Here is a 13,564-nt window from a genome sequence, read left to right on the forward strand (position 1 = left end):
ACTCCTCACGCAGCGTCGGCCGGGTCGTCCCGGTCAGGGTGCCCAGGGTCAAGCGCCGGGTCGTCCCGGCGGGGCAGATGGGCGGGGTCGCGCCCGAAATCGGGCTGTCCGGCCACCCGTTTGGGCCAGACATCAATATCGTTGGTGATGCACGCGCCATAACGCAGCCGTTCTTCCGGCAGGGTACGCGTGCGGTCAAAGGCGATGACGCGGGTGGCCAGATGGAAGGCTTCCGACAGATCGTGGGTCACCATCACCACGCTCATCGGGTGCTGGTGCCATAATTGGCGCATCAGCTTATGCACATCGGCGCGAATGCCGGGGTCCAGCGCGCCGAACGGTTCATCCAGCAACAGCACCTTGGGCCGGGCGATCAGCGCCTGGGCCAGGGCCAGACGTTGCTGCATCCCACCGGAAAGCTGGGCCGGATATTTATCCAGCGCGTGCGACAGGCCCACCGCGTCCAGCAGTGCCGCCGCATCATCGCGGGCCTGTCGGTGGGCGGCCCCGAACAGCCGGCCCAGCAGCCGGCTGCCGCGCAGTTCCGCCCCTAGCATCACATTGCCCAGCACCGTCAGGTGCGGAAACACGGAATAGCGCTGAAACACCACCCCGCGATCGGGCCCCGGCTCCGGCGACAGGGGCACACCATCAATGGTGATCTCCCCGCGTGTCGGCAGTTCTTCGGACAGCAACATGCGCAGAAAGGTGGTTTTGCCACAGCCGGAAGGGCCGACCAGGGCCACAAAGGAACGCGGGGCGATTTCCAGGTTGATGCGTTCCAGCACCACCTGTTCCCCATATTCCTTCCAGACATTCTTGACGCTGATCGCGGTCATTGGCCGGTCCTCGCACGATCAAACCAGGGGAAAGCGCGGGACTGAGCGGCCCGCAGGCCCCAATCCATCAGGAAGCAGAGCAGCGTGATCCAGGCGACATAGGGCAGGATGACATCCATCGCCAGATAGCGGCGGACCAGGAAGATGCGGTAACCAAGCCCGCTTTCACTGGCAATCGCCTCTGCCGAGATCAGAAACAGCCAAGCGGGGCCGAGATTGAGGCGGATGCTGTCCATCAGACGCGGCAGGATTTGCGGCAACACCACGCGGATGGCAATCGTCCAGCTATTGGCCCCCAACGTCTGCGCCTTGATCAGCTGCTGGCGCGGCAGATCGTCGATCTTCAGCATCAGGTCACGGATCAGACCGGGCATCACGCCGATAACGATCAGGGTGATCTTCGATGCCTCCCCCAGCCCCACCATAATGAACAGGATGGGCAGCACGGCCAGCGGCGGCACCATCGACACGACAGTGACAAAGGGAGAGAGCGCCGCGCGGGCCAGCGGCAGCAGGCCGGCGAGCATCCCCACCAGCAAACCGCCCGCCGCCGCGATGGCGATGCCCGCCACCAGCCTTGTCAGGCTGGCGCCGGTATCCACCCAGAGCAGGATATCCCCGGTGCGTTTGTCGGGTTCCAGGGCCATACGGTCAATGGCATCGGCAAAGGCGGCCAGCCCCGGCAACAGCTTGTCCGCCGGATTTTCCGCCAACCGGACGGCGGAACCGGCGGCATAGGCGATCAGCAGCGCCAGAAAGGGCAGCACCGCCAGGATCAGCCATAAGGACCGGTCCGGCCGGCGATTAATCAATCGCATGGGGGTGGTTCCTTGGGGGGAAGTTGGGGGTGGCGGAAGCTTGCGCATTTTTGCTGTCATCCCGGCGAAAGCCGGGACCCAGGGGCCAAGCGCCCGACCTCTCCACAGCGTTGATCGATACTGTATTGACGGTTGATTTTGTGACCCTGGGTCCCGGCTTTCGCCGGGATGACGGGCAGAGGGCAGAAACCTCCCCCCCCTTACAGCTTCCCTTCCGCCGCAGCGACCATGAAGCTGTCCGTGAAGCGGAGCTTCACGTTCTTGGCGTCGCCATAGATGCTGCCATCGGGAAAGGCGATGCCCACGGCTTCCGCCGACGGCGCGCCATTGCCCAGCAAACCATGGTCGAACAGGAAGCCCGCCACCTTCTTCATCGTCGCCTTCGGCTCCGGCCCGCGCACAAAGGCCAGCGCCTCATCCGCCTTATAGAACATGCGGGTAGCCGCCAACTGCGCCTCGTATCCCGCCAGATCGCTGCCCGATGCCTTGCCCATGGCAGTACGGGCGGCCGTGCCGGCCGCATTCTTGGCCGACATCAGGGCCATGGTTTCATACCAGATGCCGGCCAGCGCCTTGCCGAAATTGGGGTTGTCCTTCAGCACCGCGCTGTTGGCCACGGCCAGATCAATGATCTCCCCCGGAATCTGGCTGCTGTCGAACACCTTCTTGGCGTCGGGCGATTTCAGGATTTCCGCCACCAACGGGTTCCAGGTGACCACGGCTGACACGTCCGGGGTGGACCAGGCGGCCACCAGATCGGCGTCAGAGGTGGAAACCACCTTGATATCCTTGGCCTCCGTCATTTTCACGCTTTCCAGCGCGCGGGCCAGCAGATAGTGGGAGACGGAGAATTCCACCAGATTGACCTTCTGGCCCTTGATATCGGCCAGCTTGTCCTTGCCCTTCAGGATCACGGCATCATTGCCGTTGGAGAAATCACCGACGATCACGGCGGTGCTGTCCACGCCGCCCGCAGCGGGGATGGACAAAGCATCCATATTGGTGACGGTCACCGCGTCAAAGGCGCCAGCGGTGTACTGGTTGACGCTTTCCACATAATCGTTGAACTGCACCACATCGATCTTGATGCCGTATTTATCGGCCCATTTCTTCACAATGCCCTGTTCGGCCGCGTACTGCCACGGCATCCAGCCCACATAGATGGACCAAGCGAGCTTGAATTCCTTCTTCGGCGCGGCCATGGCCGGCAGGGTAAAACTGCCCGCCAGCATGGTGGCGGCAACAAAACCGGCGGTGATCTTTGCAAGGAAGCGGCGCGTCGTCATCATCCAACCCCTTCTGGTTCCAAACCATCTCTGGGGGGTTGGCGAGACCGAACGGAGGTTATAGCCAACCCTCCTCGATCTCCCGGGCTTTTGTCCCGCCGTGTACCCGACCGGGCCTGTCATCCAGGCGGGATCGGGCGGCAGCTCTCGGACCAGACATCCCCTGCATCAGGGACCGGAACCCTAGCCACCATTCGGAACTTACCTTGCAAAGGGCGTGCCAACCGAAAAAAGCTGCATTCCCGTGCAACGGAAAGCAAAACGCCGTGCAATTCAGCAGCAGGTGCAGGCAACTGCCTATTCTATGCGCAGGAAAAACCGAGGCCGATTGCACATCCCATTTCGGAAAGACGTTTTATTTATTGACCCGGTGATGGTTCCTGTCACAAAATTTCCCGATAAAGAGGGGGCAAGGCAGTTGCCCCGCAAACATGAATGACAGCCGGCAAAGCTGTCGCCTCCGGGAAGGAACGTCGATGAGTAAGGTTGCCAGCCGGCTTTTCCGTGCCTCTCTTTTTGCCTCATTGACAGCGCTTACCGCTGTTTCGGCCATGGCGCAGTCCCATCAGGGGCTGGGCGGGACCGGCGCCTTCGGTCCTGGCAGCTTCGGTCCGTTCGATGCGGAATTTCCCCGTGGTGGCGATGGGTTGACGAAACCGGTACTGGAGGAAAAGCCGACTTTGGGGCCGGCGATACCTGCCGGTTCGCCCTGGACCCTGCAAGGCTGGGTACAGATTGACAGCGCTGACAGCGGGGTGACGCTGGTGGGCGGCCTGCCTGCCGCCGACGGGCGGGCACCAGGCCGATTCCTGGCCCTGGAGAATGGCAAGCCGGCCTTGCTGCTGGATGGCAAGCTGATCAGCGGTGGCAAGGCATTGAAGGCCGGGCAATGGGTGGCCCTGGCCGCCAGCTTCGCCGATGGCACTGCGCGGCTTTATGTTGATGGAGCGGAGGTGGCGAAAACAACGGCCACCTCTGCGGCGGCCCTGCCCCTGTTATCGCTGGCGCCGCGTCGTTCAAAAATGGTGCCCTTCATCGGGTCGACGAATCCACCTTTCGCCGGCCGGGTGGCCGGCTTTACCAGCCTGCCGCGTGCCCTGACGGCGGCGGATATCAAGGCCGCGGCTGCCCAGCCCCCCACCAATGCACTGACCAATTTCGAATCCGGTGCCCCCGTCTGGCCGGTGCAGGTGCGCCAGCAATATGGCCAGTTGCGCCCGCAAGACCCGTGGACGCGGCCCCGGCAGCAGGTGGATTTCAGCAAGCCTGTCGCCAAGCCCTTGGTGGAAACCCCTGCCCTGCGCCCGGATGGCACGGGGGAATGGGTGCTGGGTTCCTGGCGGCTGGCGGAAGCGCCGAAGGTGACCGCCCCCGGTGCCACCCTGTCGCAGCCCGGTTTTGACGCCCGCAACTGGATTGTCGCCACCGTGCCGGGCACGGTGCTGACCACGTTGGTGGATCGCGGGGTCTATCCCGATCCCGATTATGGGCTGAACAATCTCGCCATCCCGGAAAGCCTGAACAAACAGGATTACTGGTACCGCACGGAATTTGAAGTGCCGGCCGATCAGGCCGGCAAGCATCTGCAAATCCTGCTGAAGGGCGTGAATTACAAGGCAGAGGTCTGGCTGAACGGCGCCAAACTGGGTGACATGAAGGGGGCCTTCATCCGGGGCCGCTTCGATGTCACCGGGCTGGCCAAGCCGGGGCAGAAGAATGCCTTGGCGATCAGGGTATCACCACCCAGCCATCCCGGCATCCCGCATGAGGAATCGCTGACCTCTGGTGTGGGGGAAAATGGCGGGATGCAGGCCCTGGACGGGCCGACCTTTGTGGCGTCGGAAGGTTGGGACTGGATTCCCTCGGTCCGCGACCGCAACACCGGCCTGTGGCAGGATGTGAAGCTGATCGCCACGGGCGATGTGCGCATCGGCGATACGCAGGTGGTCACCGCCCTGCCCGATGCGGACAATTCCCGCGCCAGCATCGATATCCATGTGCCGGTCGAAAACCTTTCCACCCAGCCGGTCAATGCGACGGTGACGGCCCGTTTCGACGGCATTACCGTCACCAAGCAGGCGATGCTTCAACCGGGTGCCGGCACCATCAGCCTGACACCGGCGGAATTCCCGCAATTGCTGGTGCAGAACCCCAAGCTCTGGTGGCCCAATGGCTATGGGGAGCCGGCGCTGCATGATCTGAAACTGACGGTCACCGCCAATGGGGCGGCGTCGGACAGCCAGGATGTGCGTTTCGGTATCCGGCAGGTGACCTACGAACTGTCCTTGATGGACCAGCAGGGTGACCTGCGCCGGGTTGAGGTCGACCTGACCAAGGCCAAGGTGCGGGGCGAACGGCTTGTCGACAGCAGCCATGAAGGCATCCGCAAGGTGCCCGATGGCTGGGCCATGTCGCTGCGGCCGGGTGCGGAAAACTCGCCCGCCGTGAAGCCGGTGGAGGCGGCGGAACTGTCGCCGCATCTGGTGATCAAGGTCAATGGCGTGCGCATTGCCGCCAAGGGCGGCAATTGGGGCACGGAGGATTGGCGCAAGCGCATCGACAAGAAGCGGCTGGAGCCCTATTTCCGGCTGCACCGTGATGCCCATGTCAATGTCATCCGCAATTGGGTCGGCCAGAATACGGAGGAGGAATTCTTCGAACTGGCCGATGAATATGGCTTGATGGTGCTGAATGATTTCTGGGCCTCCACCCAGGATTATCAGTTGGAGCCGCAGGATGTGCCGCTCTTCATGGCCAATGCGGCCGATACGGTACGCCGCTACCGCAACCATCCGTCCATCGTGCTCTGGTTCGGCCGCAATGAGGGTGTGCCCCAACCGGTGCTGAATGAGGCGCTGGACGATATGCTGCAGGCCGAGGATGGCACGCGGCACTATATGGGCTCATCGAACCGGATCAATCTGGCTGGCTCCGGCCCCTATAATTACCGCGAGCCGGAAAGCTATTTCACCGACCATGCCCAGGGTTTCTCGGTGGAGGTCGGTACCCCCTCCTTCCCCACGGCGGAGGCATTCAGGGCGGCTGTGCCGGCCAGCGAGCAATGGCCGATCAGCGACAATTGGGCCTATCATGACTGGCACCAGAGCGGTAATGGCGATGTGAAAAGCTTCATGGACGCCATTGCAACCAAGTTCGGCCCGGCCAGCAGCCTGGACGACTTTGACCGTAAGGCGCAGATGCTGAATTACGAAGGCTATCGCGCCATCTTTGAAGGCATGAATGCCCAGCTTTGGCGCAAGAATTCCGGCCGGATGCTGTGGATGACCCAGCCGGCCTGGCCCAGCACCATGTGGCAGATTTTAAGCCATGATTACGATACCCATGGCGCCTTCTATGGAATGCAGAAGGCGGCGGAGCCGGTGCATGTGCAGATGAACCTGCCCGACCATGGCATCAGCGTCATCAATAATAGCCGCCAGCCCCTAGCGGGGTTGACTGTCACGGCCAAGGTCTGGACCCTGGCCAACCAGCCACTGGCGGAAAAGCGTCAGGCGCTGGATGCGGCGGCGGGCAGTGTTTCCCACCCGTTCGGGCTGGATCTGGCCCCGCACCTGGAGGCCCAGGGGCTGGTGCTGGTGACCCTGGAACTGGCGGACAAGGCCGGTGCCGTGCTGTCGCGCAATTTCTATTGGGTGGCCAAGGATGCGGCGGCGAACCAGAAGCTGAACAACCTGCCCGTCGCCGCCGTCTCCATCACTGGCAGCGGTCAGAAACAGGGGGGCGAGGTGAAGCTGCGCCTGCGGCTGACCAACAGCACTTCTGTCCCCGCCATCCTGACCAAACTGACGCCGCTGAACCCGGATGGCAGCCGCATTCTGCCCGCCTATATCAGCGAGAATTATCTCTCCCTGCTGGCGGGTGAAAGCCGGGATGTGGAGGTGACCTATCCCGCTGAAGCCGCCAAGGGAGCCCCCGCCGTTGCGCTGCGCGGCTGGAACCTGCAGCCGACCAGCGTGACGGTGAACATCACCCCCTGATCCAAGCCTTTCGGGGTCTGCGCCCGCCGGTTCCGGTGCTGTGCCGCAACTGACCCCAAAGCCCGCCATGGTGATCGCTGCGGTACTCCCCTGCGGCGATGTCTCTCATGGCGGGCTTTCTGTTTTTCAAACAGTACAGCGCAGCACCAGCGGATCACCCCTGCCCCGGCTGGATGCGATAAAATACGTGGCGGCGCAACGGATGGCCGGGCGGCAGACGCGGATGGTCGAAATCCATGGCCGGGTCGTGACGCATCCCGATCCGTTCCATCACCGCGCGGGAGGCGCGGTTGTGCGGCACGGTGAAGGAGACAATTTCTCGCAATCCCGCCCTGCTGAAACCATGGGCCAGGGCTGCCTTGGCCGCCTCTGTCGCGTAACCCCTGCCTTGGAAGCCGGGTGACAGGCGCCAGCCGATCTCCACTGCTGGCAGGAAGCCAGCATCGAAGGTCACGGGCATAAGGCCAGCCATGCCGATCAACCGACCCGACACCCGTTCCAGCATGGCCCAGTAACAATAGCCATATTCGGTCTGGAACGCCTGCTGCCGCGTGATGCTGGCGGCATTCATCTCGCGGGTGAAGGGGCCGGCCAGCCATTCATAAACCGCCGGATCGGCATTGATCGCCGTCAGATCATCAAGATCGCTGTCAAGCCAAGGGCGCAGGGTCAGGCGGTCGGTCTCAATCATCCCGGCTCACCCGATGGCGGCCAGCACGGCATCCAGCAGGCCGGGAAAGCGGTGTTCCAGCTCCTCCCGTCGCAGGGAGTTCATGTGCGTCACCCCGGCGGGCTTGGTGTAGACCAGCCCCGCCTCCCGCAATACGCGGAAATGGTGGGACATGCTGGATTTCGGCCGGCCGCCATCCAACGCGGCGCAGCTTGCCTCCTGCTCCCGCGCCAGATGGCGAATGATCTCCAGACGGACCGGATCGCTGAGCGCGTGGAAGAAGTCCTCCGGCCGGACATCCTCGATGGCGGGGTGTTTATAGCTTCGCATGATGGCGACACCTTAGCACCGAAAACGGGCTATTGCCATTGTTCGAATAATATCGTACAAGCGAACTATCGAAGGACGATACCGTCCCTTATGGAGTTTGTCGATATGCCCACCTTGTTTGATCCGTTCAGCCTGAAGGATGTCACCCTGCGCAACCGCATCGCGGCGTCGCCGATGTGCCAATATAGCGCCACCGATGGTGTCGCCAATGACTGGCACGCCGTGCATCTGGCCACGCTGGCGCGCGGTGGTGCCGGGCTGGTGGTGGTGGAGGCAACGGGCGTTTCGGCGGATGGCCGCATTTCCCCCGGCTGCCTGGGCCTGTGGAATGATGATCAGGCGGCGGCCTTGGAACCGATCGTCGCCGCGATCGTGAAGGCCGGGGCCGTGCCCGGCATCCAGATCGGCCATGCCGGCCGCAAGGCCAGCGCCAACCGGCCTTGGGACGGCGATGACCATATCCCCGCCGGCGATCCGCGCGGCTGGGAAACCATCTCGCCCTCCGCCATCGCCTTTGGCAGGGGCCTGCCGCGCGTGCCACGGGAAATGACCAAGGCCGATATTGAACGGGTAAAGGCGGATTTCGTGGCGGCCACCATCCGCGCCCGCGATGCCGGCTTCAAATGGTTGATGCTGCATTTCGCCCATGGCTATCTGGCGCAGAGCTTCTTTTCCGTCCATGCCAACCAGCGCACCGATGAATATGGTGGCAGCGCCGAAAATCGCGGCCGCTTCCTGTTGGAAACGCTGGCCGCCGTGCGCAAGGTCTGGCCGGAGAACCTGCCCCTGACCGCCCGTTTCGGCGTCATCGAGTTCGATGGCAGGGATGAGGAGACATTGGCCGAAGCCATCGGGCTGGTGAAGGGCTTCAAGCAGGAAGGGCTGGATTTCCTGGATGTCTCCATGGGCTTTTCCACGCCCGATGCGCAAGTGCCGTGGGGCCCCGCCCTGCTGGCGGAGACAGCGCGCCACGTGCTGCGCGAAACCGGCCTGCCGGGTTCCAGCACCTGGAATATCGGCCCGGCAGAACAGGCCGACCGGCTGATCCGCGAAGGGTACATCGACCTTGCTATGATCGGCCGTCCGCTGCTGGCCAACCCGCATTGGCCCTATGAGGCGGCAAAGCAGCTGGGCGTCGAGAAGGCCGCCTGGACCCTGCCCGCCCCCTATGCCCACTGGCTGGAGCGTTACCGGTAACGAATCACTTGGTGTTCCGCAGCCCGATCAGCCATGCGCGCATCAGCGCAGATGTCTGATCGGGCTGTTCCAGCGGGGCCAGATGGCCGCAATGGTCCAAGACTTCGCAGCGGCCACCGGGCACGGCGGCCGCCACCTCTTCCAGCCGGTCGGGCGGGGTGATCGCATCATCCCGCCCGACGATGCAGAGCGTGGGCACCTGGATGGTGTCCAGGAAGGGCCGGCTGTCGATCCGGCCCAGAATGGCACTCTGCTGGCGCAGGAAGGCGTCGCGGCCCACCCGCTCCGCCATCTCCAGCACCACCCCCGCCACGTCCGGGTCATTGGCCCGGTCCGGGTGGATCAATGCTGGCAGCAGGCGCGGGGTGACGCCCTTGAACTTGCCCATTTTTGCCAGCTTGATCAGGGCCATGCGGCGTTCGCGCTGTTCATCGGTATCCGGCCGCGCGGTGGTATCCACCAGGCACAAGCCCAACACCCGTTCCGGCGCGCGGCGCATGATTTCCATCGCCACATAGCCCCCCATGGACAGGCCGGCCAGGGCAAAGCGCGCGGGGGCAGTGGCCAGAACCTGGGTTGCCATCGCCGCCACGCTGTCCGCCTGGGTCAGGTCCGCCACCTGACTATCGGCGATATCGGCCAGTGCGGCGGCCTGATGCGCCCACAGCGCGTGGTCGCACAGCAGGCCCGGCAACAGAAGGAGGGGCAGCCTTGCGTCCTGCGGTGGGTGCATCATCGCCCGAAATCCTTGCTCTTAAAGGCTGGAATTGTTATCGAAGATGCCGACCCTAGCTGATGCGTAAAGTCCGGCCAAGCCGGCGACGCGGTGGTTTTGTCTGGTCGGCGGCTGGCGCATGGCAAACGCGCCCTCCTTCGGCCATTTGGTCGTCCATCCATGCCGCTGACGTCACGGTCTTGATCGACGTCGTTTTACCTGCCTGACGAAGGTCGAATGCTGTTTTCGGAACTGGGGCTCGGGCCCGACGTCCTCCGCGCTGTTGATGAAGTTGGGTATAAGAACCCGACGCCGATCCAGGAGAAGGCGATTCCCTGGGTATTGCAGGGGCGCGACGTCCTGGGTTGTGCACAAACAGGCACCGGTAAGACGGCGTCCTTCACCTTGCCCATGATTGATATTCTGGGCCGTGGCCGCGCCAAGGCGCGGATGCCCCGCTCCCTGATCCTGGAGCCGACGCGCGAACTGGCCGCCCAGGTGGCCGATAATTTTGAGCTGTATGGCAAATATCACAAGCTGAACATGGCCCTGCTGATCGGCGGCGAGTCGTTCGGCGACCAGATCAAAAAGCTGGAACGCGGCGTCGATGTGCTGATCGCCACGCCCGGCCGCATGATGGACCTGTTTGATCGCGGCAATATCCTGCTGACCGATATCAAGGTGCTGGTGATCGACGAAGCCGACCGTATGCTGGATATGGGCTTCATCCCCGATATCGAACGCATCGTCAGCCTGCTGCCGCGCAAGCGCCAGACCCTGTTCTTCAGCGCCACCATGCCACCGGAAATCAAGCGGCTGGCCGACAAGTTCCTGGACAAGCCGGAAGAGGTGACGGTCAGCGCGCCCGCCTCCACCGCCACCACGGTGGCCCAGCATCTGCTGGTGGTGCAGGAGGAAGACAAGCGCGAAGCGCTGCGCCAGTTGCTGAAGAATGATGATGTGAAGAACGCCTTCATCTTCTGCAACCGCAAGAAGGATGTGGACATCGTCTATGGCTCCCTGGCCAAGCACGGTTTCAATGCCGGTGCGCTGCATGGGGACATGATGCAGTCCAAGCGGATGGAAACGCTGGAAGCCTTCAAGAATGGCAGCATCGACCTGCTGGTCTGTTCCGACGTGGCGGCACGCGGCATCGATATCTCCAATGTCAGCCACGTGTTCAATTTCGACACGCCGCACCATTCGGAAGATTATGTCCACCGTATCGGCCGCACCGGCCGTGCTGGCAAGACGGGCCGTGCCTTCACCATCGCCACGCCGGAAGATGGCAAGCTGGTGCAGGCCATTGAAAAGCTGATCAATCAGGAAATCCCGCGTTTCAGCATCGAAGGGATTGAGACGGCTGAGCTGTCCTTTGATGATGATCCGCGCCGCCGCCGTGGCCGTGGCCGCAAGGAAGAAACACGCCGTCCGGAACCGCGCGCCAGGCGCACCCGGGAAGAGGCGGTGGAAGCACCGGCAGCTGCTGTTGAGGCGACGACGGAGTCGCGTGAACCGCGCCGCGAGCGGGTCAACCGTGACCGGTTCGAAGCCCGCCATAGTGAAGGCCGTCCAGAGCGCAACGGCGATAACCGCTCGGATCGTAACGGCGAGGGTCGTCCGGATCGGGCGGAAGCCCCGCGCCGGGAGCGTGATGATCGTCGTGACCGCGATGACCGGCGTGATCGTCGCCCCCGCCGCGATGATCGTGATGATGATCTGGTGCCGGTGCTGGGCTTTGGTGACCATGTACCCGCCTTCATCCTGCGGGTTGCCCGCCCGCGCAAGGCCGGTGCGGAGCAAGCCGAATCCCTGCCGCTGGATGTGGTGGAGAGCGGGGAGGACAGCGTTTCCCTGCCCACGACCGCGATTGAAGCGGTGGCAGAGGTCTGAGCCATGCAAACCATCTTCGTCCAGGTCAAATGCGAACTCGGCCGCGCCTATGACGTGGCCGACCGCGCCGTCCAGGATGTGGAAGAGGTTTCAGAGGTGCATTCCATCTCCGGCCAATATGACCTGATGATGAAATGCTTCCTGGCTGACGATGCCGATATCGGCCATTTCGTCACCGGCCGTATTCAGACCCTGGCCGGGGTGAAGGACACCTTCACCATCATCACCTTCAAGGCGTTCAACTGAACCGTCTGGCTTGGTTATGATGGCCATGTAAAAAGGGGCGCCCGATCAGGCGCCCCTTTTTTATCAGCGAACCAGCACTTCCGCCGCTTCCTTGGTTTTAGTCACCGACTGGGCGACTTCGCGCACCGCGTCGGAAATGCTCACCACATTGGCGGAGACTGTGCTGACCGCCTTGGACGCACGCTGCATGTTATCCGACATGCCGCGCGTGACAGCACTTTGTTCTTCCACGGCAGACGCCGTCGTCGTCACCAGATCGCGTACCGAATTCACCGCATCGCGGATCGCATCCAGGGCCCCGGCCACTTCGCCAGAGGTGCTCTGGATACCATCGATTTCGTTGGAAATCTGGTCAGTGGCACGGGCGGCCTGGTTGGCTAGGTTTTTCACCTCCGACGCCACAACAGCAAAGCCGCGACCCGCCTCCCCTGCCCGTGCCGCCTCGATGGTGGCATTCAGGGCCAGCAGGTTGATTTGGCCGGCAATGTTCTGGATCAGGGCAACAATGCCATTCATTGCCTGGGCCGCATTGGTCAGGCGCTGGGTGCTGGCCTCCGCCGCCTGGGCGCGTTCGAACACGCTGTCGGCGGCTTGGCGGGACTGAACCATGGAGCGGGCGATCTCATCCACCGATGCGGCCAGCTCGCCGGCACCCGCCGCCACCGCCTGCACATTTTCCGACGCGTCCCCGGCCGCCTTCTTGGCATTGCCGGCCTCATTCATGGAGCGGTCGATCTCGCTGTTGATCTCGCCAAAATTCTTGTCGATCAGGGACTTCAGATTGCCCAGCAGTTCCACCTGCGCGGTGATGTCGGTGGCAAACTTCACCACCTTGGCTATTTTGCCATTGGCATCGAAAATCGGGTTATAGGAACCTTCGATCCATACCGGCTTGCCGGTCTTGGACAGGCGCTTGAATTGTGCCGCGCGATATTCGCCGCGGCGCAGCCCTTCCCAGAAGGCTTCATAATCCCGGCTGTTCTTATAGTCCGGTTCCACAAAGATATTGTGATGCTTGCCCTTGATCTCCTCCAGCCGGTAACCCATGGCTTTGAGGAAATTCTCATTGGCATCGATGATGGTGCCATCGACACTGAACTGGATCACGGCCTGCGACCGGCTGATCGCCGTCATCTGGGCGGCATAGTCCAGGTTCAGCAGTCGCTCATGGGCATTGGACCATTCCACCACGAAACCAATGCGCCGCCCGGCTTCGGAAAGCGGGGTCACCAGCAGGTCGAAGGTCCATTTCCCGACCCTGATGGTGGCAGCATGGGGCTTGGTTAGTGCAGCCAGCATCTTGCGCTGGTGCGCCGGGTTCTTGTGGAATACGTCGATATTGCTGCCGATCAGACGGTCAGCGCGGAAATGCGGCAATTCCTTGCGCAGATCGGACTCCGCCTCCTGCATCAGCGCCATGACCGACGGATTCATGTAGATGATGTCGAGATTGGGATCGGCAACCATCACATTGCCACGCAGCGCATCCAAGGCCGCAACCCGCGCCGTCAGATGGTCATTTTTCTTTGTAAAGCGGCCCAGCATACTGAAAGTCCCCGTGAGTGATCGTTG

11 protein-coding genes and 1 riboswitch are annotated in these 13,564 nt (G+C 62.7%); of the genes, 4 read left to right on the forward strand and 7 right to left on the reverse strand.

What is annotated here, in order from left to right; all coding sequences use genetic code 11:
- Window positions 1-5: 5 nt before the first annotated feature.
- From PCJ49_RS02230 to PCJ49_RS02240, 3 genes are all read right to left on the reverse strand, one after another.
- Window positions 6-839: an ABC transporter ATP-binding protein gene (locus PCJ49_RS02230; protein ID WP_269909512.1), complete on the reverse strand. Its 834-nt coding sequence runs from the start codon at window positions 837-839 to the stop codon at window positions 6-8.
- On the reverse strand, window positions 836-1,657 hold the full coding sequence (locus tag PCJ49_RS02235) for an ABC transporter permease subunit (RefSeq protein ID WP_269909513.1): 822 nt from the start codon (window positions 1,655-1,657) through the stop codon (window positions 836-838). The genes PCJ49_RS02230 and PCJ49_RS02235 overlap by 4 nt, the downstream gene beginning before the upstream one ends.
- A gap of 200 nt (window positions 1,658-1,857) precedes the next feature.
- Window positions 1,858-2,946, reverse strand: coding sequence for a putative urea ABC transporter substrate-binding protein (locus PCJ49_RS02240; protein WP_269909514.1), 1,089 nt, complete (start codon window positions 2,944-2,946; stop codon window positions 1,858-1,860).
- Window positions 2,947-3,020: 74 nt separating this feature from the next.
- Window positions 3,021-3,141: riboswitch (guanidine-I (ykkC/yxkD leader) on the reverse strand.
- A gap of 278 nt (window positions 3,142-3,419) precedes the next feature.
- Between PCJ49_RS02240 and PCJ49_RS02245 the strand changes: the two genes are divergently transcribed.
- Window positions 3,420-6,941, forward strand: coding sequence for a LamG-like jellyroll fold domain-containing protein (locus PCJ49_RS02245; protein WP_269909515.1), 3,522 nt, complete (start codon window positions 3,420-3,422; stop codon window positions 6,939-6,941).
- 154 nt (window positions 6,942-7,095) lie between these two features.
- Here PCJ49_RS02245 and PCJ49_RS02250 read toward each other — a convergent pair whose 3' ends face one another.
- Window positions 7,096-7,632, reverse strand: coding sequence for a GNAT family N-acetyltransferase (locus PCJ49_RS02250; protein WP_269909516.1), 537 nt, complete (start codon window positions 7,630-7,632; stop codon window positions 7,096-7,098).
- A 6-nt stretch (window positions 7,633-7,638) separates the two neighbouring features.
- Window positions 7,639-7,941, reverse strand: a complete 303-nt coding sequence (locus PCJ49_RS02255; RefSeq protein WP_269909517.1) for a helix-turn-helix domain-containing protein — start codon at window positions 7,939-7,941, stop codon at window positions 7,639-7,641.
- Between the two features lie 105 nt (window positions 7,942-8,046).
- Between PCJ49_RS02255 and PCJ49_RS02260 the strand changes: the two genes are divergently transcribed.
- Window positions 8,047-9,138: an NADH:flavin oxidoreductase/NADH oxidase gene (locus PCJ49_RS02260; RefSeq protein WP_269909518.1), complete on the forward strand. Its 1,092-nt coding sequence runs from the start codon at window positions 8,047-8,049 to the stop codon at window positions 9,136-9,138.
- 4 nt (window positions 9,139-9,142) lie between these two features.
- Here the strand turns inward: PCJ49_RS02260 and PCJ49_RS02265 are convergent, their stop codons facing one another.
- Entirely contained in the window at window positions 9,143-9,874 is a 732-nt protein-coding gene (locus tag PCJ49_RS02265) for an alpha/beta fold hydrolase (RefSeq protein WP_269909519.1), read from the reverse strand.
- A gap of 216 nt (window positions 9,875-10,090) precedes the next feature.
- On the opposite strand from PCJ49_RS02265, the gene PCJ49_RS02270 reads away from it, so the two are divergent.
- Both PCJ49_RS02270 and PCJ49_RS02275 read left to right on the forward strand, forming a co-directional pair.
- Complete coding sequence (locus PCJ49_RS02270) at window positions 10,091-11,746, forward strand: DEAD/DEAH box helicase (protein ID WP_269909520.1); 1,656 nt, start codon at window positions 10,091-10,093, stop codon at window positions 11,744-11,746.
- A gap of 3 nt (window positions 11,747-11,749) precedes the next feature.
- A complete protein-coding gene (locus PCJ49_RS02275) occupies window positions 11,750-11,992 on the forward strand; it encodes an Lrp/AsnC ligand binding domain-containing protein (RefSeq protein WP_089287085.1) in 243 nt (80 codons plus the stop codon).
- Window positions 11,993-12,055: 63 nt separating this feature from the next.
- Here the strand turns inward: PCJ49_RS02275 and PCJ49_RS02280 are convergent, their stop codons facing one another.
- Complete coding sequence (locus PCJ49_RS02280) at window positions 12,056-13,537, reverse strand: PAS domain-containing methyl-accepting chemotaxis protein (protein ID WP_269909521.1); 1,482 nt, start codon at window positions 13,535-13,537, stop codon at window positions 12,056-12,058.
- Window positions 13,538-13,564 lie beyond the last annotated feature (27 nt).

The sequence above is a fragment of the Niveispirillum sp. BGYR6 genome, from assembly GCF_027568365.1.
Taxonomy (GTDB): Bacteria; Pseudomonadota; Alphaproteobacteria; order Azospirillales; family Azospirillaceae; genus Niveispirillum.

Bases quoted from the DNA above. Each gene is read 5' to 3' on its own strand.
- PCJ49_RS02230 (WP_269909512.1), bottom strand. From the start codon at position 839: ATGACCGCGATCAGCGTCAAGAATGTCTGGAAGGAATATGGGGAACAG.
- PCJ49_RS02275 (WP_089287085.1), top strand. From the start codon at position 11,750: ATGCAAACCATCTTCGTCCAGGTCAAATGCGAACTCGGCCGCGCCTAT.
- PCJ49_RS02255 (WP_269909517.1), bottom strand. From the start codon at position 7,941: ATGCGAAGCTATAAACACCCCGCCATCGAGGATGTCCGGCCGGAGGAC.
- PCJ49_RS02235 (WP_269909513.1), bottom strand. From the start codon at position 1,657: ATGCGATTGATTAATCGCCGGCCGGACCGGTCCTTATGGCTGATCCTG.
- PCJ49_RS02245 (WP_269909515.1), top strand. From the start codon at position 3,420: ATGAGTAAGGTTGCCAGCCGGCTTTTCCGTGCCTCTCTTTTTGCCTCA.
- PCJ49_RS02240 (WP_269909514.1), bottom strand. From the start codon at position 2,946: ATGATGACGACGCGCCGCTTCCTTGCAAAGATCACCGCCGGTTTTGTT.
- PCJ49_RS02265 (WP_269909519.1), bottom strand. From the start codon at position 9,874: ATGATGCACCCACCGCAGGACGCAAGGCTGCCCCTCCTTCTGTTGCCG.
- PCJ49_RS02250 (WP_269909516.1), bottom strand. From the start codon at position 7,632: ATGATTGAGACCGACCGCCTGACCCTGCGCCCTTGGCTTGACAGCGAT.
- PCJ49_RS02270 (WP_269909520.1), top strand. From the start codon at position 10,091: ATGCTGTTTTCGGAACTGGGGCTCGGGCCCGACGTCCTCCGCGCTGTT.
- PCJ49_RS02260 (WP_269909518.1), top strand. From the start codon at position 8,047: ATGCCCACCTTGTTTGATCCGTTCAGCCTGAAGGATGTCACCCTGCGC.
- PCJ49_RS02280 (WP_269909521.1), bottom strand. From the start codon at position 13,537: ATGCTGGGCCGCTTTACAAAGAAAAATGACCATCTGACGGCGCGGGTT.